Genomic DNA, 23,784 nt, shown 5'->3' on the forward strand with positions numbered 1-23,784 from the left:
TTTATTTAAAACGACTGATGTCATAATACGATTTCTCGATCCATTCCTGATGATCCGGATGCGCAATCCGAAGCAGCTCCTGAACACGCTGCTTTAATGTTTTCCCATATAGATCGGCAATTCCGTATTCCGTTACGATATACTGTACATGTGAACGTGTTGTTACCACTCCCGCACCCTGTTTCAGATACGGCACAATACGGCTTTCCCCTCTTTTGGTAACCGATGGCAGCGCAATAATGGCTTTTCCGCCTTTACTTAAAGAGGCTCCCCGCACAAAGTCCATCTGTCCGCCCACACCGGAATACATTTTCGCCCCGATCGAATCGGCACAAACCTGACCGGTAGCATCCACTTCTATCGCCGAGTTAATCGCTATCATTTTGGGATTTCTGCGAATAACAGACGTGTCATTCACATAAGACGATTCCCGCATTTCAATAAACGGATTGTCATCTACAAAATCATACAAACGCTGGGAACCGATTAAAAAAGTAGCCAGAGCCCTTCCGCGGTTTACTCCTTTATAATTACAATTGATCACGTCATTTTCGATCAGGTCAATTACCCCGTCGGAAAACATTTCGGTGTGCAATCCTAAATTTTTATGGTTTACGAGTTTCGCTAAAACGGCATTCGGAATGGAACCAATTCCCATTTGAAGTGTACTTTCATCTTCGATCAATCCGGCAACCAATTCCCCGATTTTTGCTTCCACTGGGCTGATCTCTTTCGAACCGTGCCCGTGAATCACCTCATTTACCTCAACCAGGTAATCAATTTCGGAAATATGCAGGATTCCGTCGCCAAAAGTTCTCGGCATGTTCGGGTTGACCTGTGCGATAACCGTTTTGGAGTTTTCAATTGCCGCCATAGTCGCTTCTACCGAAACACCCAAAGAGCAATAACCGTGGCTGTCCGGTGGCGATACATGGATAAAAGCCACATCCAGGTGAATCACCTTTTTACGGAATAAATGCGGCAGTTCACTTAAAAAAACCGGTGTATAGGAACCGTTTCCGGCCGCCAAAGTGTGCCGTACATTCTGACCGATAAAAAAGGAATTCACATGAAAACTTTCCGCCAGTTCCGGATTTGCATAAGGAGCTTCTCCTTCCGTATGCAAATGGCATACTTCAACGTTTTTCAGTTCGGAGGCTCTTTCGGCCAGTGCCTTTGTTAAAACAGTGGGCGTTGCAGCCGCTGCCTGTACATAAATTCTGTCATTCGACCTTATAATCTTTACAGCTTCTGCTGCAGAAACATATTTACTCATACCTCTAATTTTTATGTAAAATTAAACCCACATAAGTTACGAAAATATGACGAAACTCATGTGGAAATTTCAATTAATGAATAATCAACAGAATGTTGTACTTTTGCGGTTTGAAATTCAATGTTATGATTATTCCCAAAACAAGAGAAGAAATAGAATTAATGCGAGAGAGTGCCCTATTGGTTTCTAAGACCTTAGGAATGATTGCCAGTGAAATCAAACCTGGTATTACCACGCTTCAACTTGATAAATTAGCCGAAACATTCATCAGAGACCATCAGGGGATTCCCGGATTTCTGGGATTATACGGCTGTCCTTCCACCTTACTGACAAGTGTTAACGACCAGATTGTTCACGGTTTACCAACCGACAGACCAATCCAGGAAGGCGACATTGTTTCGGTAGATTGTGGTGCTATTAAAAATGAATTTTATGGTGACCATGCCTATACTTTCGAGATTGGCGAGGTAGCTCCCGAAACGAAAAAGTTACTTCAGGTAACCAAAGAATCCTTATATGTTGGTATCCGTGAATTCAAAATCGGGAACCGCGTGGAAGACGTTGGAAATGCCATTCAGAAATACACCGAAGCACATGGCTACGGAGTGGTTCGTGAATTGGTAGGTCACGGTTTAGGCAAAAAAATGCACGAAGAACCGGAAATGCCAAACTACGGAAAAAGAGGCCGCGGTAAACTTTTTATAGAAGGAATGGTTGTAGCTATTGAACCGATGATTAACATGGGTACCAAAAACATCAAACATTTAAAAGACGGATGGACGATTGTTACCCGCGATGGAAAACCAAGTGCTCACTTTGAACACAATGTGGCTATCGTGGACGGGAAACCGGAATTATTATCCACTTTCGAATATATTTATCAGGTTTTAGGCATTCAATCTGATGAAGAAAAAGAATTTAGAAAAGAAGCTTTAGTACTCTAAATATAAAGTGCAAACGCTGTAATCCCTAAAAATTGCAGCGTTTGTATTTCAAAAATCTGTAAATGAAATCCGCTTTCAAATTTATCCTGAATACCATCCCAAGACCTTTATTAATAAGGTTGAGTTATGTTGCACGACCTGTTTTGGCTTTAGCCTTAAAAGGAAATGCGTTTACCGATCCTATAGACGGGAAAAGTTTCAGAACATTCCTTCCGTACGGTTACGGCACGCAGCGCAACAATGTTCTTTCTCCCAGTACGCTTTCACTGGAAAGACACCGTTTATTGTGGTTGTATTTAAAAAATGAAACCGATTTCTTTACCGCTCCCAAAAAAGTACTGCACTTTGCTCCGGAGCAGGCTTTCTACAAATTATTCCGGAACCAGAAAAACCTGGAATATACCACTACCGATTTATTATCGCCGTTAGCCGATGTAAAGGCCGACATCTGCAACCTGCCTTTTGCAGACAATTCGTATGATCTGATATTGTGCAATCACGTTTTGGAACACATTCCGGACGACACCAAAGCCATGCAGGAATTATACCGTGTTTTAAAACCGGGCGGCATGGGCATTTTTCAAATCCCGCAGGATTTATCGAGAGCCGAAACTTTTGAAGACGATTCCATTACCGATCCTAAAGAACGTGCCCGTATCTTCGGACAGTACGACCACGTTCGCGTTTACGGAAGGGATTATTTCGACAAGTTAAGAAACATTGGTTTTACCGTTGTGGAAGAAGATTACACCCAAAAAATTGCACCCGATCTAGTAGAACGCTATTGCCTGGCCAAAGGTGAAATTATTCCGGTTTGCTATAAATAAAAGCTTTTTGGAACAATAGTTGTATGAATTGTTTTAGGAGAATTGATTATCTTTACCTTTCAGACAATTTCAACAGACTATGCTATTTCATACAAAACTACGAATCTTAACGCTGCTATATTGTGTATTTCTAAGTACTGTTTCTGCTTTTTCACAGGTTGAAACCGAAGTAAATCCGCCATTCAACATTAAAACGATTTCCTTTGTACAAAGCGGCGCCAACACGATTCCGATGTTTCGTCTGGGCGATACTTTTGAACTCCAGTTTGACGATTTGTTTGGCAATGAAGCCGACTATTATTACACCATCACGCAATACAATTACGACTGGACGCCTACGATACTGGCAAAGTCTGAATATTTGCAGGGCATGGACAACCAAAGGATTATGACCTATCAGAACTCCTTTAATACCTTACAGATCTATTCCCATTACAAACAGGCATTCCCCAACCGTTTTAACCGTATTTTACTAACCGGTAACTATATGGTTAAGATTTTTAACGACAACCAGGAACTGGTTTTTTCAAGACGCTTTATCATTTATGAAGAAACCGTGAGCGTACCGCTGCAAATAAAACGTTCCCGTGACCTGGCGACAATTGAGAAAAAGCAGAATATGGATTTCACCATTAAAATGGGCGATAACAACCTGCAAAATCCGATACAGAATGTCAAAGTAGCACTATTGCAAAACGGAAGATGGGACAATGCCATCATGAATATCAAACCGCAATACACTTTAGGTTCCGACCTGATTTACCGTTATAACAAGGAAACACAATTCTGGGGCGGAAATGAGTTTTTATATTTTGACAACAAAGACATCCGAAATCCCGGAAACAATGTGGGCAAAGTAACTTCCGGAGAAATTTACAATTCTCTTTTGTATGCCAATTCTTCGAGAGCCGACAGGCCATATACCTATAATCCGGATATTAACGGCAGCTTTTACATTCGCAACATCAATTCAGACAATGGGGAAACGGAAGCGGATTATGCCTGGGTATATTTCACCCTGATACCGCAAACCACATTGACCAGAAAAGATATTTATGTAAACGGTATGTTTAACAACTATGCCCTGTCTTCAGAAAACAAAATGGATTTTAATACCGAAAAAGGGGTTTATGAAAAAGCCATGCTGCTCAAGCAGGGGTTTGTCAACTACCAGTATGTAACGGTGGATGCCAAAGGAAAAGTAGACAATGAAAATGCTTTTGACGGCAATTTTTACCAAACCGAAAACAACTACTTTGTAATTGTATATTACCGCGGAAACAACGACCGTTATGACAAAATCATCGGACGTGGATTTGCTACTTCAGAAAATATCACTAACTAAAAAAGTTTTAAATTTAACATAATAGATACAAATATTTATTATTTTTGGACTTATTTCTTTTAAAAAGCAATCGAAAATATGGTTTCACAAATAACGAGAGGCATAAAAATTTCCGTCTTGACTAGTTTTGAAGGTACATACTTCAAAAACTACAAAATTCACTTTGCCTTTAGTTATGAGATCACGATTGAAAACCAGAGCAAAGACTCCGTACAGTTAAACTCCCGCCACTGGGAAATATACGATTCGTTAAACGATATTGAAATTGTAGACGGCGAAGGTGTTATTGGTAAAAAACCGGTTTTAAAACCGGGAGAAAAACACACTTACAGCTCCGGCTGCCTTCTTTCATCGCCATTTGGCGCAATGCGCGGTTATTTTAATATGGTCAATTTTACAACGACCAGAAGTTTCCGTGTCATTATTCCTACATTCCGGCTGAGTGCCCCTTTCGCGCTGAACTAACCGATAATTTATCAAAGCATTAACACAACAAAAAAATCCTTTTTAGTGAATATTTTGTATCTTCGCTACGCGAAAAATTTGATCAATACAAAATACAGATTATTATGCCAAAAGGAATATACAATGTACCAAAAGCAGTTAACGAACCCGTTAAATCTTATGCTCCCGGTACTCCGGAAAGAGAGGCAGTTTTAGCTACTTTCAAAAAAATGTACAGCGCAAATGTTGATGTACCTTTATATATTGGCGGAGAAGAAATCCGTACAGGAAAAACAAAAAACCTAACGCCTCCATTCGACCACAAACATATCGTAGGACAATACCACGAAGCAGAAAAAGAGCATATTGAAAAAGCGATTACAACTGCTTTGGAAGCTAAGAAAAAATGGGCTGCCCTTTCATGGGAACACAGAGCGTCTATTTTCTTAAAAGCTGCCGATTTATTAGCAGGTCCTTACCGTGCAAAAATCAATGCAGCAACCATGATTGCTCAGGCAAAAACGGTTCACCAGGCAGAAATTGATTCTGCTTGCGAATTAATCGACTTTTTACGTTTCAACGTTCAGTTCATGACACAGGTATATGCAGAACAGCCTATCTCTTCTGAAGGTATCTGGAACCGTTTGGAGCACCGTCCGTTAGAAGGATTCGTATATGCGATCACTCCGTTTAACTTTACGGCTATCGCCGGTAACCTTCCTGCTTCTCCGGCATTAATGGGGAACGTTGTGGTTTGGAAACCAAGTGCAACACAAATCTACTCGGCAAATGTAATTGTTGAGGTATTCAAACAAGCTGGTTTACCGGATGGTGTTATCAACGTAGTGTATGGAAACTCAGCGATGATTTCCGATACGTTATTGGCAAGTCCTGATTTTGCCGGTATTCACTTTACAGGTTCTACAGGCGTATTCAACGACATGTGGGCTAAGATCGGACAAAACATCAGCAAATACAAAACATATCCAAGAATCGTAGGAGAAACCGGAGGAAAAGATTTCGTTCTGGCACACCCTTCTGCTATTCCGGCACAAGTGGCTACCGCTTTATCAAGAGGTGCTTTCGAATACCAGGGACAAAAATGTTCTGCTGCTTCAAGAGCTTACTTACCAAAATCGTTATGGCCGGCCATCAAAGAAGTTCTAGTAGCCGATTTAGCATCCATGAAAATGGGATCGCCGGAAGATCCTTCCAACTTCGTTTCTGCTGTTATTTCTGAAAGCTCTTTCGATAAATTAGCCGGTTTTATTGACCAGGCTAAAAAAGACAGCGATGCTGAAATTATTGCCGGAGGTAATTATGATAAATCTGTAGGGTACTTCATTGAGCCAACCGTTATCGTAACAACCAACCCGAAATACAAAACCATGGAAACCGAATTATTCGGACCTGTTTTAACCATCTACGTTTACGAAGACGCTAAATGGGAAGAAACACTTGCTTTAGTAGACGGAACTTCTGAATATGCTTTAACAGGAGCTATTTTCAGCCAGGATCGTTATGCTATTGAAGAAGCAACCAAAGCGTTGGAAAATGCAGCCGGAAACTTCTATATCAACGACAAACCAACCGGAGCTGTTGTAGGACAACAACCGTTTGGAGGTGCAAGAGGTTCGGGAACTAACGACAAAGCCGGTTCGGTATTGAACCTGATTCGTTGGGTATCACCAAGAACAATCAAGGAAACATTTGTTCCGCCAACAGATTATAAATATCCGTTCTTAGGATAACAGTATACAACAAAAAAGGTCCGTTATATAACGGACCTTTTTTTATTACTGATGGTATTACACTTTATACTTCAACGGAAGGTGAACCACCTTTTTCGTTTCAAAAAACGGATCCTCAAAAAAGTCCGACAAATCATATTGTGTCGCTTTTGGAAAATCCTGCAGCTCTTCGGTCAGATCGCCTCCTTTTAAATAAAGGATACCGTTTTTCAGCTCGTGCTGCTGCTTTTTGGCAATCTTATCTTTTACCCATTTTACAAAATCAGGCATATTGGTCACCGCACGGCTCACAATAAAATCGAAGTCTTCATTTACCAGCTCTGCACGCTTTTGTTCTGCTTTCACATTTTTCAATCCCAGGGCTGCCGCAACTTCATTAACCACACGGATTTTTTTGGCAATTACATCGATCAGATAGAAATCTACTTCCGGATACAATATCGCCAGAGGAATCCCCGGAAATCCACCTCCGGTTCCCACATCCATGATCTTGGAACCCGGCTTAAACTCCTGAATCTTAGCGATCCCTAAAGAATGAAGCACGTGTTTTACATAGAGTTCTTCAATATCTTTTCTGGAAATCACGTTAATTTTGGCATTCCAATCCTGATACAATCCTTCCAATTGCTGAAACTGAAATACCTGATTTTCGGTAAGGTTAGGAAAATACTTTACAATATCCTGCATTATTCTAAATTTTATGCAAAAGTAAACATTTTATGGTAGTTTTTTTTGCATTTTTAACCTATTGCAAATTGATTAATAATTACCTTTGAGCGAAAATTTTGCATTTTAATAAACTTATGATAAAACAGACTCCGCTTTTTTCCAAAACCGATAGTTTAAAATTTTTCAGGACACTAAATAAGAGAGTTAATGATTATTTTAAGGAAAATAATATCAAAAAAACAGGCAACTGGAAGCTGCATTTAAAAACACTGATCATGTTCAGTCTTTTCTTTGCTCCGTATTTCCTGATTTTAACCATAAGCATGCCGTTATGGATCCATCTTTTAATGACCATTGTAATGGGCATCGGGATGGCAGGCGTTGGAATGAATGTGATGCACGACGGGAATCACGGTTCCTATTCTTCCAAACCATGGCTGAATAAAATAATGGGCGGCAGTATGTATATCCTTGCCGGAAATGTTTACAACTGGCAGGTACAGCACAATGTATTGCACCACACGTACACCAACATCCACGGACACGATGAAGATCTGGAAGCGGGAAGAATCATTCGTTTTACCAAACACGCAGAATGGTCACCGGCACATAAATTCCAGCACTACTACTCTATTTTCCTTTACGGATTACTAACGTTTAACTGGGCCATTACTACCGATTTCAAACAAATGAGACGTTATATCAAAAGAAAACTGTCTTATGGCGAATTCCCAAGTCCTTTTAAATTGTGGACAACTCTGGTAATTACAAAAATCATTTACTTTTCCATCTGGATCATCCTGCCTATTATTTTAGGCATTGTATGGTGGGAAGTACTGCTTGGCTTCTTCATCATGCACTATACCGCCGGATTAATCCTTAGTGTGGTATTCCAGCTGGCACACGTAGTAGAAGACACCCAGCATCCGCAACCGGACGAAAACGGAGAATTGGAAAATACCTGGGCTGTGCACCAATTGTACACTACCGCTAACTTTGCGCCTAAAAACAGAATTGTAAACTGGTACACCGGTGGATTGAACCACCAGATTGAACACCATATTTTTCCAAACATCAGTCACATTCATTACAGCAAGATTGGTGAAATTGTAAAACAAACGGCCGAGGAATGCAACTTACCGTATTATGAATTTAAAAGCATGCGCATGGCGATTGTTTCCCACTTCAGACATTTAAAAGAAATGGGGCAAAAACCCGCTACTGCTTAAACGATACTACTAAAACACAATTTTTAACAACAAACCTTTTTTTATGAATCCGCTTTCAGATAGAATTAATAATTTATCGACCTCACAAACTTTAGCTATGGCTGCAAAAGCCAGAGAATTAAAAGCTGAAGGAAAAGATATTATCAGTTTAAGTTTGGGTGAACCCGATTTCAATACTCCTGATTTTATTAAAGAAGCTGCCATTCAGGCTATTCACGACAATTACAGCAATTACCCTCCTGTGGAAGGTTATTTAGACTTAAAAGAAGCCATTTGTAGAAAATTCAAAAGAGATAATAATTTAGACTATAAACCGTCACAAATTGTAGTTTCAACCGGAGCAAAACAATCGTTATACAACATTGCCCAGGTAATGATCAATCCGGGTGATGAAATCATCCTTCCGGCTCCTTACTGGGTTAGCTATTATGAGATCATCAAAATGTCCGGAGGTATTCCGGTAGAAGTTCCGACAAGTATTGAAAACGATTTCAAAATTACTCCGGAGCAACTGGAAGCAGCGATCACACCTGCTACAAAAATGGTATGGTACAGCTCTCCCTGCAACCCAAGCGGTTCCGTTTACAGCAGAGAAGAACTTACCGCATTAGCAGCGGTATTGGAAAAACATCCTTCCATTTATGTTGTTGCCGATGAAATTTATGAGCACATCAATTTTACAGGGACCTATTGCAGTATTGCTTCTATCCCGGGTATGTTAGACAGAACCATAACCGTTAACGGTGTGGCCAAAGCATTTGCCATGACCGGATGGAGAATCGGTTATATCGGAGCACCGGAATTCATCGCCAAAGCCTGCACCAAAATGCAAGGCCAGGTAACCAGCGGTGCCAATACTATTGCACAACGCGCTACCATCGCGGCAGTAGATGCCGATCCTTCCGTACTAAAACACATGGTACAGGCTTTCCACAGCAGAAGAGATTTAGTAGTAGGGCTGATTAAAGAAATTCCGGGAATGAAAATCAATGTTCCGGAAGGTGCTTTTTATGTTTTCCCTGATGTTTCCGCATTTTTCGGAAAAACATTAAAAGGAATCCAGATCAACAATGCCGATGATTTCTCCATGTACCTTTTATCGGAAGCCAATGTGGCAACGGTAACCGGTGATGCTTTCGGAAACCCGAACTGCATCCGTTTCTCTTACGCAACAAGTGAAGATCTACTAAAAGAAGCGCTGCGCCGAATTAAAGAGGCGGTAGCATCTTCCGAAGTTTTAGCATAAATGTACGCCTCAGGTTTTCCTGGGGCTTTTTTTTACTATCCCTGTAGTCCGGTCCTGCTTTTTAAATTCGTGATAATTATCGTATTTTTCACCTTTGCAATACAGGCACCGCCTTCACCCGGCCGGTGGCTGCCGGACTAACCCGAAAACAAACTATTAAAACCATAACACAACACAATGAATAAGAAAATACTATTACTCGGTTCCGGAGAATTAGGAAAAGAATTTGTTATCGCCGCACAGCGCATCGGCCAGACCGTAATTGCAGTAGACAGTTATGAAAACGCCCCCGCTATGCAGGTAGCCCACGGTTTTGAAGTGATCAACATGCTGGACGGTGACGCTTTAGACCGTATCGTTGCCAAACACAATCCGGATTTTATTGTTCCGGAAATTGAAGCCATCCGTACCGAACGTTTTTACGATTATGAAAAACAGGGTATACAGGTTGTTCCGTCTGCCAAAGCAGCAAACTTTACAATGAACAGAAAAGCGATCCGTGACCTGGCCGCTAAAGACCTGGGACTGCGAACCGCCAACTACCGTTATGCAACCTCAGCCGAAACATTGCAAAAAGCCGTTTCAGAAATCGGAATCCCATGTGTGGTAAAACCCTTAATGTCGTCATCCGGCAAAGGACAGTCCACCATCAAATCGGAAGCAGATATTGAAAAAGCCTGGCAATATGCCGTGGAAGGTTCCCGTGGTGATGTGGTTGAAGTAATCGTAGAGGCTTTTGTAAACTTCCATTCGGAAATTACCTTATTAACCGTAACCCAGAACAACAACCCTACGCTATTCTGTGCACCAATCGGGCACCGCCAGGAACGCGGCGACTATCAGGAAAGCTGGCAGCCGGCACGTGTTTCCGATAAAGACATAGCCGAAGCACAGGATATGGCCGGAAAAGTGACCGCAGCTTTGGGTGGCGCCGGATTATTTGGTGTGGAATTTTTCCTGACCGACGAAGGCGTATATTTCTCAGAACTTTCCCCTCGTCCGCACGATACCGGAATGGTAACTTTAGCCGGAACGCAAAACTTCAATGAATTCGAACTTCATTTGCGTGCTATTTTAAGCTTACCGATTGCCGAAATTACTTTGGAAAAAAATGGTGCCAGTGCCGTAATTTTAGCAACCGAAAATTCTGAAAAACCCGGTTACACCGGAATTGAACAGGTTGCTGCTTTACCCAAAACCGATTTCCGAATCTTTGGCAAACCAACCTCAAGACCTTACCGGAGAATGGGAGTTGTACTCACCAGTGACACTACCGATACCGCTATAGAGGAAATTACCGACAGAGCTAAAAAAACAGCCGCATTAGTAACCGTAAATGCCTAAATAATGAATCTTCTCCTTACCAATATTGCCAAACATGTTTCGCTATCACCGGAAGAGCAGGAATTGCTGTTGTCGTTAACCGAATCGAAAAGCTATAAAGCAAAAACGGTCTTATTAAAAGAAGGAGAAGTATGCCTGTATTCCTATTTTGTGACCCATGGCATCCTGCGCAGTTATACCGTGGATGAAAACGGTGTGGAACACGTGGTGAGTTTTGCCTCACCGGGCTGGTGGATAGCCGACATGTACAGTTTTTTATCACAGCGTCCCGGACAGCTCTTTATTGAAACCAATGAAGATGCCGAAGTAATACTGCTATCCAAAGAAAATCAGGAGCTTCTTTACGATAAAGTCCCTAAAATAGAGCGCTTTTTCAGAATCCTGATCGGGAACTCACTTGTGGCAAACCAGCAGCGACTCATTGACAACCTCAGCTTTACAGCCGAGGCCCGTTATGACAAGTTCACTAAAAAGCACCCCGACCTGATCCACTGCCTTCCGCAAAAGCAAATTGCATCCTATATAGGAGTAACGCCGGAATTTTTCAGCAAAATGAAAGCCCGGATGCTCAAAAAATAGCACCTCGCTTACTACATATATCCCCGTTAGTTTTCAAACACTAACGGGGATAATTATTTCTTAATCTAGGTTAAGTACATTCTGTTTCAAGTGGTTGTATCTTTGACATATCAAAATAACCGTTATGAATAGAAAAGATTTTATCAGAAAAAGTTTATTAGGTACCGGAGCAGTTATCACCGGATCGGCACTGGCAAAAGAAGCCCTTTCAAATACAGAAGAAACAATAGGATTCAATCATATTCAAAACACAAACTCAAAGATCATGGAAAATATAGTATTACACAAAGCAGATACCCGTGGCAACGCTAATCACGGATGGCTACAAAGTTATCACACTTTTAGCTTCGCAAATTATTTCAATCCCGAAAGAGTAAACTTCGGAGTACTGAGAGTATTGAATGACGATACTGTTGCAGCCGGAATGGGCTTTGGAACGCATCCGCATGACAATATGGAAATTATCAGTATCCCGCTCGAAGGCGACCTGGAACACCAGGACAGCATGGGTAACAAAACCGTTATTAAAAAAGGTGATATCCAGGTCATGAGTGCCGGAACCGGTGTAAAACACAGCGAATACAATAAAAACAGCGATAAAGAAGTAAAATTTTTACAGATCTGGGTATTCCCGAACAAAAAGAATGTTAGTCCGCGCTATGACCAGATTGCTTTAAACGAAGAAGAAAGACACAATAAATTACAGCAGATCCTTTCGCCTAACCCTGACGATGCCGGTGTATGGATCCATCAGGATGCCTGGTTTCACATGGGAAAATTTGACCAGAATACCGAAGCCCAATACCGTATAAAAAAAGAAGGCAACGGTTTGTATGTTTTTGTACTGAAAGGAAGCCTTACCGTAAACGGACAGGAACTAAACACCAGAGACGGTTTTGGTATCTGGGATATTGACAGCGTTAACATTAAGGCTGCCACCGATGCTGAATTCTTATTGATGGATGTTCCGATGAACATGAACCTGTAAATAAAACAAAAACAACATATTATTTCAATAATTTAAAAAAACATTATTATGGCAACAACAAAATGGGCAATTGACCCGACACACTCCGAAATTGGTTTTAAAGTTAAACACATGATGTTTACAAATGTCTCCGGAAAATTCGAAAACTATGAGGCAACCATCACTACTGAAGATGACAATTTTGAAAATGCAAACATTAGCTTTACAGCAGATGTTAATTCTGTAGACACCCGTAACACCGACAGAGACAACCACCTGAAAAGTGCTGACTTTTTCGATGCGGAAAACCACCCGAAATTAACGTTCAAAGCCTCTTCTTTTTCAAAAGTTGATGATGAGAACTATGAATTATCCGGTGATTTAAGTTTAAGAGGTGTTACAAAATTTGTAACCCTTCCGGTAGAATTCAGCGGATTGATGAAAGATCCATGGGGCAATACAAAAGCCGGTTTAAACATTAGCGGAAAAATAAGCCGTAAAGACTGGGGGCTAAACTGGAACTCTGCACTGGAAACCGGTGGTGTTTTAGTGAGTGACGATGTTCGTTTGAATATAGAATTACAATTATTAAAACAATAATCTGGTAATCATTATTTTTTTGGTTAAGTAAGTTATCCCTGGAATTCCAATGAATTCCAGGGATATTTTTTTTACAAACCGGCAGTCAGCAAAGCAACCCGCATTATCTTAATCTAAAAAGTACTATTTTTGTCCGGACAATAAACAAACAAAACCAACAAAGAATAGTATATGAAAGCATATGTATTTCCGGGTCAGGGTGCCCAATTCACCGGAATGGGTAAAGATTTATATGAAAATTCAGCATTAGCAAAGGAATTATTTGAAAAAGCAAACGAGATATTAGGCTTCCGCATTACCGACATTATGTTTGAAGGAACTGCCGAAGAATTAAAAGAAACCAAAGTAACACAGCCGGCAGTTTTTTTACATTCGGTTATCTTAGCAAAAACATTAGGAGCCGATTTTAAACCGGAAATGGTTGCCGGACATTCTCTTGGTGAATTTTCTGCTTTGGTCGCTAACGGAGCGCTTTCTTTTGAAGATGGCCTGAAATTAGTTTCCCAACGTGCTTTAGCCATGCAAAAAGCCTGCGAGATCACACCATCTACTATGGCTGCTGTTTTAGGTCTTGAAGATAAAGTTGTGGAAGACGTTTGCGCGGCTATTGACGGTATCGTAGTGGCTGCCAACTATAACTGCCCGGGGCAGTTAGTTATTTCAGGAGAATTAAAAGCGGTTGAAAAAGCCTGTGAGGCAATGAAAGAAGCCGGCGCAAAACGCGCATTGATCTTACCGGTTGGTGGTGCTTTCCACTCGCCAATGATGGAACCGGCCCGTGAAGAACTGGCGGCAGCGATTGAAGCGACAACGTTTTCAAATCCGATTTGCCCGGTTTATCAAAACGTTCCTGCCAATGCCGTATCAAATCCGGACGAAATTAAAAAGAACCTGATCATTCAGTTAACCGCTCCGGTAAAATGGACACAGTCCGTACAACAGATGATTGCTGACGGTGCCACTTCTTTTACAGAAGTAGGTCCCGGAAAAGTATTGATCGGATTGGTAAATAAAATCAATAAAGAGGTGGCTACCGCTTCTGCATAGTCTGCACCTTATATAAAACAAAAATCCGGAAGCAATGCTTCCGGATTTTTTATAGCTGTATTTTTTATTACATTCCACTTCTGATGGCCTCTACCGGATCTAATTTTGATGCGGATATAGCCGGAATAATCCCGGAGATCAAACCGATAAAAGCGGCTAAGGAGGTTCCGATGAGAATATTCCAGAATCCCAGGACAAATTCAAAATCCAGAACCTTGGACATCACCATTGCGATTATCCAGACCAACAGCATCCCTACCAATCCGCCGATAACGGAAAGGATAATGGCTTCAAACAAAAACTGGAATAATATAAAACGGTTTTTAGCGCCCAATGCTTTTTGAATCCCGATCAGGTTCGTTCGTTCTTTTACGGAAACAAACATGATATTCGCAATTCCGAAACCGCCAACCAATAGCGAGAATCCACTGATAATCCAGCCCACGACATTCATCTGCCCGACAATACTATCAATAAAATCCGTGAAACCGGACAATACATTGATAAAGAAATTGTCAATTTCACTGGTTTTTAAACCGCGGAATGTTCGCAGTTTCTGCGTAAGCTCTCCTTTAAACGCATCAATATCCACTCCTTTTTTAGGACGGATAAGAATGGCAGGCGTTAGCATATCGCTGTTATCGCCATACAGTCTTCTCAGGAAGTTTACCGGTAAAAAAGCGGAAATGTCTTTACTTTTCCCGAACGTACTGGCTCCTTCTTTATCCAGAACTCCGATTACCGTGAACCGCTGTCCGTATAAGCGGATCTTTTTACCCAAAGGATCGATACCGTTAAACAAACCCGCCGCCACTTCACTTCCGATAATGATGACCGGTGTTCCGGAGTTGGATTCCGATTCGGTAAAAAATCTTCCTTTGGCAAATTTTAATTTTTCAATATCGACAAACTCGTTTGTACACGGATTAATACTGATGCCGCTAACGGTGTTCGATTCATATTTAATATTTTCGGCACGGGTAAAAAGATTGAACGAAATTTTGTCCATCTCTTTCAGCGAACGCTTTAAATAATCAAACTCTTCGTAGGTAACATCCGGAAACTGCTCGCGTTTCCATTGCGGGATATCTGTAGGCCCGAAAGAAAAACGCATTAAATAAACCGTGTTCTTATCCAAACCGCTTAAATCATTCTTAATTTTCCGGTCCATAGAATCCACAGCCGCCAAAACTGCAATAATCGAGAAAATCCCTATGGTCACCCCTAACAGGGACAATAAGGTTCTCAGCTTATTATTTCGCAAAGCATTGAGTGCAAAACTCAGGCTTTCTTTTAACAGTCTTAAATATAAAAGCATAGTGTCTGTTTTGACTTTTGTAAAATTCTTTATTTTTTCAATAATATCCTAAACAATTAGTACCTAAAACACCGGAAATGTTACAGAAAAACAAGACAAATATCCACAGGCATTAACAGAACGAAAATCACACTTTTACCGGCAGCGGCACAAGTAAACTCCAAAGCCTAAAGTAGCACTCTAAATAAAGCTGTTAATCGTAACGAAAACAATGAAAAAAAATAAAAAAACATCAAAATCTAACCCCTATTATCTTGAATGTTAAAGTAACAATAACTACTTTTGCACCTTTAAAAACACAACAACACAATGAACACTACAAAAACCATTCAATCTGCTTTAATTTCAGTATTTGATAAAGACGGATTAGAACCTATCGTTAGAAAATTACACGACCATAACGTAACCATTTATTCAACGGGCGGAACCGAAGATTTTATCAAAAACCTGGGTATTCCTGTAGTTCCTGTAGAAGATGTTACTTCTTATCCTTCTATTTTAGGCGGACGTGTAAAAACGCTTCACCCAAAAATCTTTGGCGGAATTTTAAACCGTCAGGATCACGAAGGTGACGTGCAGCAGATGGAGGAATACAAAATCCCTCAAATTGATTTGGTAATTGTAGATTTATATCCTTTTGAAAAAACGGTTGCTTCCGGAGCCGGTGAAGCGGATATCATTGAAAAAATCGATATCGGCGGAATTTCCTTAATCCGTGCAGCAGCAAAAAACTTCAAGGATACTGTTATTGTTCCTTCCGTTAACGAGTATGCTTTATTTTTAGAAATGATCACTATTGGAAACGGTGCTACCACTCTTGAAAACAGACGTTTGTTAGCCACTAAAGCTTTCCATGTATCATCGCATTACGACGGAGCGATCTTTAATTATTTCAACACAGACGAAACCATCTATAAAGCAAGTATTACAGACGGTCAGGTTTTACGTTATGGCGAAAACCCGCACCAGAAAGGATATTTCTTTGGCGAATTCGATAAAATGTTCACCAAAGTACACGGTAAAGAACTTTCTTACAACAACCTGTTGGATGTTGATGCTGCTGTAAACCTGATGAACGAGTTTAAAAATGACAATCCTACATTTGCCATTTTAAAACACAACAACGCTTGCGGTATTGCTACCCGAAACACGATGAAAGAAGCTTACCTGGATGCTTTAGCCGGTGATCCGACTTCTGCTTTCGGAGGTGTTTTAATCGCCAACGGAAAAATTGACGAAGCGGCTGCCGAAGAAATCAACAAGCTGTTTTGTGAAGTGGTAATTGCTCCGGCTTATGACGAAAAAGCAATTGCGATTTTAGAAGAAAAGAAGAATAGAATCATCCTGATTCAGAATGAGGTGGAATTACCTACAAAACAGGTAAGAACATGTCTTAACGGAATGTTAATTCAGGATAAAGATAACATTACAGACAATAAAGAGCACTTAAAAACCGTTACCTTTACAGCACCTACAGCGCAAGAAATTGACGATTTACTATTTGCTTCTAAAATTTGTAAGCATACTAAATCCAACACTATTGTTTTTGCTAAAAACAAACAATTGTGTGCTTCCGGAACCGGTCAGACATCACGTGTTGATGCGTTACGCCAGGCAGTAGAAAAAGCCAATTCATTTCATTTTGATCTAAACGGAGCGGTTATGGCAAGCGATGCTTTTTTCCCGTTCCCGGATTGTGTTGAGTTAGCAAAAAATGCTGGTATTACAGCTGTAATTCAACCTGGTGGCTCTATTAAAGACGAATTAAGCATTAACTATTGCAATGAAAATAAAGTTGCAATGGTATTTACGGGTGTTCGTCATTTTAAACATTAATTTTATTATTTTTGTAGGCTAATTATTTATAAATATATTAAACCCTTTTTTGTATGGGATTTTTTGATTTCATGACTGAGGATATTGCGATTGACCTTGGTACCGCAAATACCCTTATAATCCACAATGACAAAGTTGTCGTTGATAGTCCATCTATAGTTGCTCGTGATCGTGTTTCTGGGAAAATTATTGCCGTTGGTAAAGAAGCAAACCAGATGCAGGGTAAAACTCATGAAAACATTAAAACCATACGTCCTTTAAAGGATGGTGTAATTGCTGATTTTGATGCGTCGGAAAAAATGATCAGTTTGTTCATTAAAAGTATTCCTGCGCTTAAAAAGAGAATGTTCACACCGGCTTTGCGAATGGTGGTTTGTATCCCTTCCGGTATTACCGAAGTGGAAATGCGTGCGGTAAAAGAATCCTGCGAAAGAGTAAACGGGAAAGAAGTATATCTTATCCATGAGCCTATGGCTGCGGCTATCGGTATTGGTGTAGACATTATGCAACCGAAAGGAAACATGATTGTAGACATCGGTGGTGGAACAACAGAAATTGCAGTTATTGCTTTGGGCGGTATTGTATGTGACAAATCGGTTAAAATTGCCGGTGACGTTTTCACGAACGATATTGTATACTATATGAGAACCCAGCACAACCTTTTCGTTGGAGAAAGCACGGCTGAAAAAATTAAAATTGCTATCGGAGCTGCGACAGAAGATCTGGATACGCCGCCGGATGACATGTCTGTACAGGGACGTGACCTGTTAACAGGAAAACCGAAACAGGTGGATGTATCGTATCGTGAAATCGCAAAAGCTTTGGATAAATCCATTCAGCGTATCGAGGATGCCGTTATGGAAACCTTATCGCAGACACCTCCGGAATTAGCAGCAGATATCTACAATACCGGAATTTATCTTGCCGGTGGAGGATCGATGCTAAGAGGACTTGATAAACGAATTTCACAAAAAACTGATTTACCGGTTTACATCGCTGAAGATCCATTGCGGGCTGTAGTTAGAGGAACCGGAATGGCATTAAAAAACATTCAGAAATTTAAAGGGATACTTATCAAATAAAGAAATAATTCATGCAGCAAATTTTTAACTTTATATTAAAAAACAGTAACAAGTTACTGTTTTTGCTGCTTTTGGGCATTTCTTTATCTTTAACGATACAATCGCACTCATATCACAGAAGCCGTTATATCAGTTCGGCAAATACATTTACCGGTTTTGTTTACGAAAAAATCAATAATGTAAAAGAATACCTGAATCTTCGCGAGCAAAACAACCAGTTGGCTTTCGAAAATGCAGAACTGAAAAAACTGCTTTACAACGGAGTGGATTCTTTGGGCACTAACGTTTCGATGCCGAAACCGTCCGGCCTGGAGAATATTAAAGTATATAATGCCAAAGTAATCAACAACACTTTTAACAGTAAAGAAAACTACCTGACGTTATTGGGCGGTGAAAAAGACGGTTTAAAAGCCGATATGGGCGTTGTGAACAGCTTAGGTGTTGTCGGGATTATCGAAAAGACATCGTCCAGTTATTCGACTGTACAAAGTGTTTTAAACGTCAAATCGCAGATCAATGCGAAAATCAAAAAGTCCAACCATTTCGGTTCCCTGATCTGGAACGGACGTAATGTTGGTTTTGCACAGTTAATCGATGTACCCCGACTGGCTTCCGTTAGAAAAGGAGACACCATCGTAACCGGTGGGCGTTCGGAAATTTTCCCGGAAAACATCCCTATCGGAACGATTGACAAAGTATATATCGATAAGGCGACCAATTATTACACCCTTAATGTTCGGTTATTCAACGACATGACAAACTTAGGTCATGTGTATGTAATTGAAAATTTGAAAAGAGCAGAAATCCAGAAACTAGAAGAAGAAACAAAAAATGAATAGCACGTTTATTACAAATAGCTTACGGTTTGTAATGCTACTTGCCATACAGGTTGTTATTTTTAACAACATCAATTTTCTGGGTTTTATCAATCCCTATCCGTATATCCTTTTTATAATTTTATATCCGGTTAACGGAAATAAAGCAGGATTACTGATGGCCAGTTTCTTCCTGGGTCTTATCATGGATATGTTTTCCAATTCGGGAGGCGTACATGCGGCAGCCTGCGTTACACTGGCTTATTTCAGACCGGCTTTCTTCCGGTTTTCATTTGGAGTGAGTTACGAATACCAAACCGTCAAAATAACCGATAAGCTCTCCCCCGAGCGTTTCTCATTTATACTAATAGCGGTGGTAACCCACCATTTGGTACTCTATTTATTAGAAATATTCCGTTTTAATTTTATTTGGGATATTTTATTACGAACTTTACTAAGCACAATATTTACTTTACTACTTTGCATCATAATTATTTATTTAATTAAGCCTAGCAAACGATGAGAAAACTTTTATTACCTGGTTTGATTGTTATTTCAGCACTGCTGATAATGGCAAGGCTTTTCTATTTGCAAATTTTAGATGATTCGTATATTCAGAAATCGGATAACAATGCGATTAAAATTAAATATGAATATCCGGAACGCGGTTATATCTACGACCGTAAAGGACAGCTTTTGGTTGCTAACCAGCCGTCTTATGACATTATGGTTACCCCAAAAGACGTTAAAAATATTGATACTCTTGAATTCTGCAACCTGTTAAACATCACAAAAGAAGAATTCATTAAAAAAATACAGAAAGCCCGCGTGTACAGTCCAATGCTTCCTTCTGTGTTCATCGCACAGCTGAATAAGATGGAATATGCGGCTTTTCAGGAAAAAATCAGAAAGTTCTCCGGTTTTGAAATTTTAAAGCGTTCGCTAAGGGATTACCAGGTAAATGTTGGTGCCAATATTTTTGGTTACATTACTCAGGTTAACGACAACATTATCAAAAAACACCCGTACTATAAAAGCGGGGACCTGATTGGTATGCAGGGTGTCGAACAAATGTATGAAGACATCCTGAGAGGAACCAAAGGGGTAAAATACATCCAGCGTGACCGTTTCAACAGGGATATCGGTCCTTATAAAGACGGTATCTATGATACGATCGCCATACAGGGAGAAGACATTACACTAACCATTGATGCCGAGCTTCAGAAATACGGCGAATCCTTAATGGTTAACAAAAGAGGCGGTATCGTGGCTATCGATCCGAAAAGCGGTGAGATTCTGGCACTGGTAACCGCCCCGTCCTATGACCCGGCTATCTTAGTGGGTCGCGAGCGTTCAAAAAACTACACCATGCTGTTTAACGATTCTATCGCAAAACCGTTATATGACAGGGGTTTACTAGCCGAGTATCCTCCCGGATCACCGTTTAAAATACTTACCGGATTGATCGGTTTACAGGAAGAAGTGATCGATGAAAACACCTCATTTGTTTGTCATCACGGGTTTTCTTATGGTAGAGGTGCTTTTATGAAATGCCACTGCCCGGGCGGAAACATCCAGCTTCACAACGGTATTTACAAATCCTGTAATGCCTATTTTGCCAATGTTTACAAAAGAACGATCGAAAAATACAGCAAACCGAGATTTGGAGTTGACGCCTGGAGCGGCCATCTGAAAAGTTTCGGATTGGGTAACTTTATGGGCTACGACTTACCTCCGGGAAGAAAAGGACATATTCCGACATCAAGGTATTATGATCGCTGGTATCCAAACGGCGGATGGAAAGGAACAACCATTATTTCCAATTCTATCGGTCAGGGTGAGGTTACCATGACACCTATTCAGTTAGCCAGCATGATGGCTACCATTGCGAATGAAGGGTATTATTACACTCCTCACGTAATTAAAAAGATTGAAAAGCATAAGATCGATAAAAAATTCACGACCAAACACGTTACCACTATTGACAAACAATATTTCCGTCCGGTTATTGACGGTCTTTTTGACGTGTACAATATGGGAACGGCAAGAAGCCTGCGCGTAGACGGCATTGAAATTTGCGGTAAAACCGGTACTGCCGAAAACTTTACCAAGATTAACGGAAAACGTGTTCAGCTTACTGACCACTCCGTGTTCGTTGCTTTTGCGCCCAGAAACGATCCTAAGATCGCTATTGCGGTATTGGTCGAAAACGGATATTGGGGTGCGCGTTGGGCAGGACCTATTTCCAGCTTAATGATTGAAAAATACCTCAAAGGTACCATTACCCGAACAGATTTAGAAAAAAGAATGCTGGAAGGAAGCTTACAGCACGAATATGACAAGGTTACCAGCGGATTACCTTTTACAATTAACAACAAATAATGAAGAACCAAAGTGTAGCGAGTAATATCGATTGGATTACAATACTTATTTATATTGTATTAGTTGCCATGGGATGGATGAATATCTATTCTGCTTCGTTACCATTGGAACAAACGTCCATATTTGACCTGAGTCAGATTTACGGAAAACAGATGCTGTTCATTCTTCTGGCAATTCCGTTGATCTTCACAATACTATCTGTGGATGCCAAGATTTTCGAGAAATATGCCGTCGTCTTTTACGCCCTCGGTATCGTATTGTTATTAGGACTCTTCGCCTTTGGTAAAACCATTAAAGGGCAGACCAACTGGTATCAGTTTGGCGGTTTCGGTTTCCAGCCCTCGGAATTTGTGAAAACCGCAGCAGCCTTACTACTCGCCAAACTACTGAGCGACACCCAGATAAACATCAAACAATTCAGCCATCAGGTACTTGCACTGGCCGTTTTTGGCTTTCCGGTTATCCTGATCATGCTCCAGCCCGATGCCGGTAGTGCCATGATTTTTATCTCACTGGTATTCGTACTTTACCGAGAAGGTTTGCCAAGCTGGTATTTATGGACCGGATTTATCGCGATTATACTCTTTGTCCTTGCCTTGATTATCAAGCCTGTTTTCATTGTAATCCTGGCGCTGATGATCATGATTATACACTATATCTTTAACCGGCGAATTAACCGGAATCCGCTCGTGTACGGTATCATTTTCGTACTGATTACCGGTTTTGTATTCTCAGTGGACTATGTATATGAAAATGTACTGGAATCGCACCAGAAAGACAGGATCAATGTACTTTTGGGTAAAGATGTCAACATGCAGAAAGAAGGATACAACCTTAACCAGTCCATGATTGCGATTGGTTCCGGAAGCTGGATCGGAAAAGGCTACCTGGAAGGAACACAGACAAAAGGCGGTTTCGTTCCCGAACAGCATACGGATTATATTTTTACCACTGTTGGTGAAGAATGGGGATTTGCCGGAGCTGCAGTTGTTATCGCGTTATTCGTGACGCTATTCCTGCGGATCATCTATTTGGCCGAACATCAGAAAACAAAGTTTAGCCGTGTCTACGGGTATTGTGTGGCCACTTTCCTGTTTACCCACTTCTTTGTAAACATTTCGATGCTAATTAAAATGTTCCCGACCATTGGAGTACCACTGCCCTTTTTCTCGTACGGTGGTTCCAGCTTGTGGGCCTTTACGATTTTACTGTTTATCTTCCTGAAAATGGATGCGAATAAGGTAAACGAATGGTAGTTAATTAAAACTCCATCCTTTATAATCACTCGATTTTTCGAATTTGTTTTCTACGGCATCCGGTAATTGCGGAAAGAAGTCAATGCCGGTTAATTTTTCGATGGTATCCACATCCACAACAAATTCGTAAAGCGGTTTCTCGCTGGCTTCATGCGGCACCAGGAAACCGATCATCTTATCGCCTTTTTTAGTCATTAAAACCTTGTAGAAATAATTCGGAACCGCTACCTGCTCCTTCCCGATAGTCTTCAGGTTATCCGACAATACACCGCCGGTCACAACATAAAGTCCGTCGTATTTTGTAGCCCAGTAGCGTACTTTCTGCTCCAACCTGTTCCAGACACCATCGTTAAAATCATGCCGCTGGGGCGAAATATTGGACGTTAAAAATGTTTCCTGATACATTTCATAATCCTTTTTCCGATCGCCCGCCGGACACAAATGTCCTTTATCATAACCGGAATTTTTATAGTTTTTCCAACTGGCAGAACCCGTTTTTACCGCATTATCTTCAATAAAAAAAGGTCGTTTGTAATCCCTGTTTGAAAAGTCGTTTTTCGTTAGCGTATAGGCTACCCACTCCGATTGCTCATAATCTTCGGCATACGAAAACGTATAACTGTTGTGGGTAATAACCACACCGGTAGTAGAGGTCGGATAATAATCGAACCCATTTTTCAGAACCGGACTTACCGGCGATACAATACTCTCTTTCGGGTGTTCATTACTGATTACCACTGTATTTTCAGTGTTTTGACGGCACGAATGCAGCAAAAAAATCAGGAGAGCCAGTTTTATCGGGATTACAATACTCTTCATCGCAATTA

General features: G+C 40.7%; 22 protein-coding genes. 18 read left to right on the top strand and 4 right to left on the bottom strand.

The genetic code is table 11. From position 1 onward, the window contains the following. Window position 1 precedes the first annotated feature (1 nt). The gene (locus HW120_RS01160) at window positions 2–1,276 is read right to left on the bottom strand and encodes an acetyl-CoA hydrolase/transferase family protein (protein ID WP_177730056.1); all 1,275 of its coding nucleotides are present in this window, start codon (window positions 1,274–1,276) and stop codon (window positions 2–4) included. A 125-nt stretch (window positions 1,277–1,401) separates the two neighbouring features. Here HW120_RS01160 and map point away from each other — a divergent pair, with 125 nt between their 5' ends. The 5 genes from map (at window position 1,402) to pruA (ending at window position 6,587) form a co-directional block, all read left to right on the top strand. After that, a complete protein-coding gene (map, locus tag HW120_RS01165; protein ID WP_177730057.1) occupies window positions 1,402–2,220 on the top strand; it encodes a type I methionyl aminopeptidase in 819 nt (272 codons plus the stop codon). Between the two features lie 62 nt (window positions 2,221–2,282). Next, window positions 2,283–3,047 carry a class I SAM-dependent methyltransferase gene (locus tag HW120_RS01170; protein WP_177730058.1) on the top strand — a complete coding sequence of 255 codons (765 nt, stop codon included), beginning with the start codon at window positions 2,283–2,285 and terminating at the stop codon, window positions 3,045–3,047. Window positions 3,048–3,126: 79 nt separating this feature from the next. Next, window positions 3,127–4,392: a type IX secretion system plug protein gene (locus tag HW120_RS01175; RefSeq protein WP_177730059.1), complete on the top strand. Its 1,266-nt coding sequence runs from the start codon at window positions 3,127–3,129 to the stop codon at window positions 4,390–4,392. Between the two features lie 78 nt (window positions 4,393–4,470). Continuing rightward, on the top strand, window positions 4,471–4,857 hold the full coding sequence (gene apaG, locus HW120_RS01180) for a Co2+/Mg2+ efflux protein ApaG (RefSeq protein ID WP_177730060.1): 387 nt from the start codon (window positions 4,471–4,473) through the stop codon (window positions 4,855–4,857). 104 nt (window positions 4,858–4,961) lie between these two features. Further along, window positions 4,962–6,587 (top strand): L-glutamate gamma-semialdehyde dehydrogenase, encoded by a 1,626-nt coding sequence (pruA, locus tag HW120_RS01185; protein WP_177730061.1) that lies wholly within the window; start codon window positions 4,962–4,964, stop codon window positions 6,585–6,587. A 57-nt stretch (window positions 6,588–6,644) separates the two neighbouring features. On the opposite strand, the gene rsmG is transcribed toward pruA, so the two are convergent. Continuing rightward, complete coding sequence (rsmG, locus tag HW120_RS01190; RefSeq protein ID WP_177730062.1) at window positions 6,645–7,274, bottom strand: 16S rRNA (guanine(527)-N(7))-methyltransferase RsmG; 630 nt, start codon at window positions 7,272–7,274, stop codon at window positions 6,645–6,647. 116 nt (window positions 7,275–7,390) lie between these two features. Here rsmG and HW120_RS01195 point away from each other — a divergent pair, with 116 nt between their 5' ends. The 7 genes from HW120_RS01195 to fabD all read left to right on the top strand — a co-directional run bounded on the left by HW120_RS01195 (window position 7,391) and on the right by fabD (window position 14,268). Continuing rightward, a complete protein-coding gene (locus HW120_RS01195) occupies window positions 7,391–8,485 on the top strand; it encodes a fatty acid desaturase family protein (protein ID WP_177730063.1) in 1,095 nt (364 codons plus the stop codon). A 43-nt stretch (window positions 8,486–8,528) separates the two neighbouring features. Continuing rightward, window positions 8,529–9,731 (top strand): pyridoxal phosphate-dependent aminotransferase, encoded by a 1,203-nt coding sequence (locus HW120_RS01200; protein ID WP_177730064.1) that lies wholly within the window; start codon window positions 8,529–8,531, stop codon window positions 9,729–9,731. A 177-nt stretch (window positions 9,732–9,908) separates the two neighbouring features. Beyond that, window positions 9,909–11,075, top strand: a complete 1,167-nt coding sequence (purT, locus tag HW120_RS01205; protein ID WP_177730065.1) for a formate-dependent phosphoribosylglycinamide formyltransferase — start codon at window positions 9,909–9,911, stop codon at window positions 11,073–11,075. 3 nt (window positions 11,076–11,078) lie between these two features. Next, on the top strand, window positions 11,079–11,654 hold the full coding sequence (locus HW120_RS01210; RefSeq protein WP_177730066.1) for a Crp/Fnr family transcriptional regulator: 576 nt from the start codon (window positions 11,079–11,081) through the stop codon (window positions 11,652–11,654). 265 nt (window positions 11,655–11,919) lie between these two features. Beyond that, the gene (locus tag HW120_RS01215; protein WP_218618744.1) at window positions 11,920–12,642 is read left to right on the top strand and encodes a pirin family protein; all 723 of its coding nucleotides are present in this window, start codon (window positions 11,920–11,922) and stop codon (window positions 12,640–12,642) included. A 48-nt stretch (window positions 12,643–12,690) separates the two neighbouring features. Beyond that, window positions 12,691–13,221, top strand: coding sequence for a YceI family protein (locus HW120_RS01220; protein WP_177730068.1), 531 nt, complete (start codon window positions 12,691–12,693; stop codon window positions 13,219–13,221). 171 nt (window positions 13,222–13,392) lie between these two features. Then, window positions 13,393–14,268, top strand: coding sequence for an ACP S-malonyltransferase (gene fabD, locus HW120_RS01225; RefSeq protein WP_177730069.1), 876 nt, complete (start codon window positions 13,393–13,395; stop codon window positions 14,266–14,268). A gap of 67 nt (window positions 14,269–14,335) precedes the next feature. On the opposite strand, the gene HW120_RS01230 is transcribed toward fabD, so the two are convergent. After that, window positions 14,336–15,586 carry an ABC transporter permease gene (locus HW120_RS01230; RefSeq protein ID WP_177730070.1) on the bottom strand — a complete coding sequence of 417 codons (1,251 nt, stop codon included), beginning with the start codon at window positions 15,584–15,586 and terminating at the stop codon, window positions 14,336–14,338. A gap of 309 nt (window positions 15,587–15,895) precedes the next feature. Between HW120_RS01230 and purH the strand changes: the two genes are divergently transcribed. Genes purH through rodA form a run of 6 tightly spaced genes read left to right on the top strand, consistent with a single transcriptional unit; the run spans window position 15,896 to window position 22,957 of the window. Continuing rightward, window positions 15,896–17,422, top strand: coding sequence for a bifunctional phosphoribosylaminoimidazolecarboxamide formyltransferase/IMP cyclohydrolase (gene purH / locus HW120_RS01235; protein ID WP_177730071.1), 1,527 nt, complete (start codon window positions 15,896–15,898; stop codon window positions 17,420–17,422). 53 nt (window positions 17,423–17,475) lie between these two features. Beyond that, the gene (locus HW120_RS01240; RefSeq protein ID WP_177730072.1) at window positions 17,476–18,504 is read left to right on the top strand and encodes a rod shape-determining protein; all 1,029 of its coding nucleotides are present in this window, start codon (window positions 17,476–17,478) and stop codon (window positions 18,502–18,504) included. An 11-nt stretch (window positions 18,505–18,515) separates the two neighbouring features. Continuing rightward, entirely contained in the window at window positions 18,516–19,343 is an 828-nt protein-coding gene (mreC, locus tag HW120_RS01245) for a rod shape-determining protein MreC (RefSeq protein WP_177730073.1), read from the top strand. Beyond that, entirely contained in the window at window positions 19,336–19,842 is a 507-nt protein-coding gene (locus HW120_RS01250) for a rod shape-determining protein MreD (protein ID WP_177730074.1), read from the top strand. The genes mreC and HW120_RS01250 overlap by 8 nt, the downstream gene beginning before the upstream one ends. Further along, on the top strand, window positions 19,839–21,701 hold the full coding sequence (mrdA, locus tag HW120_RS01255) for a penicillin-binding protein 2 (RefSeq protein WP_177730075.1): 1,863 nt from the start codon (window positions 19,839–19,841) through the stop codon (window positions 21,699–21,701). Before HW120_RS01250 ends, mrdA begins: the two co-directional genes overlap by 4 nt. Next, complete coding sequence (gene rodA / locus HW120_RS01260; protein ID WP_177730076.1) at window positions 21,701–22,957, top strand: rod shape-determining protein RodA; 1,257 nt, start codon at window positions 21,701–21,703, stop codon at window positions 22,955–22,957. Before mrdA ends, rodA begins: the two co-directional genes overlap by 1 nt. Here rodA and HW120_RS01265 read toward each other — a convergent pair whose 3' ends face one another. Further along, entirely contained in the window at window positions 22,958–23,776 is an 819-nt protein-coding gene (locus HW120_RS01265) for a DNA/RNA non-specific endonuclease (RefSeq protein ID WP_177730077.1), read from the bottom strand. Between the last annotated feature and the right edge of the window lie 8 nt (window positions 23,777–23,784).

The sequence above is a fragment of the Flavobacterium inviolabile genome, assembly GCF_013389455.1.
Lineage (GTDB): Bacteria > Bacteroidota > Bacteroidia > Flavobacteriales > Flavobacteriaceae > Flavobacterium > Flavobacterium inviolabile.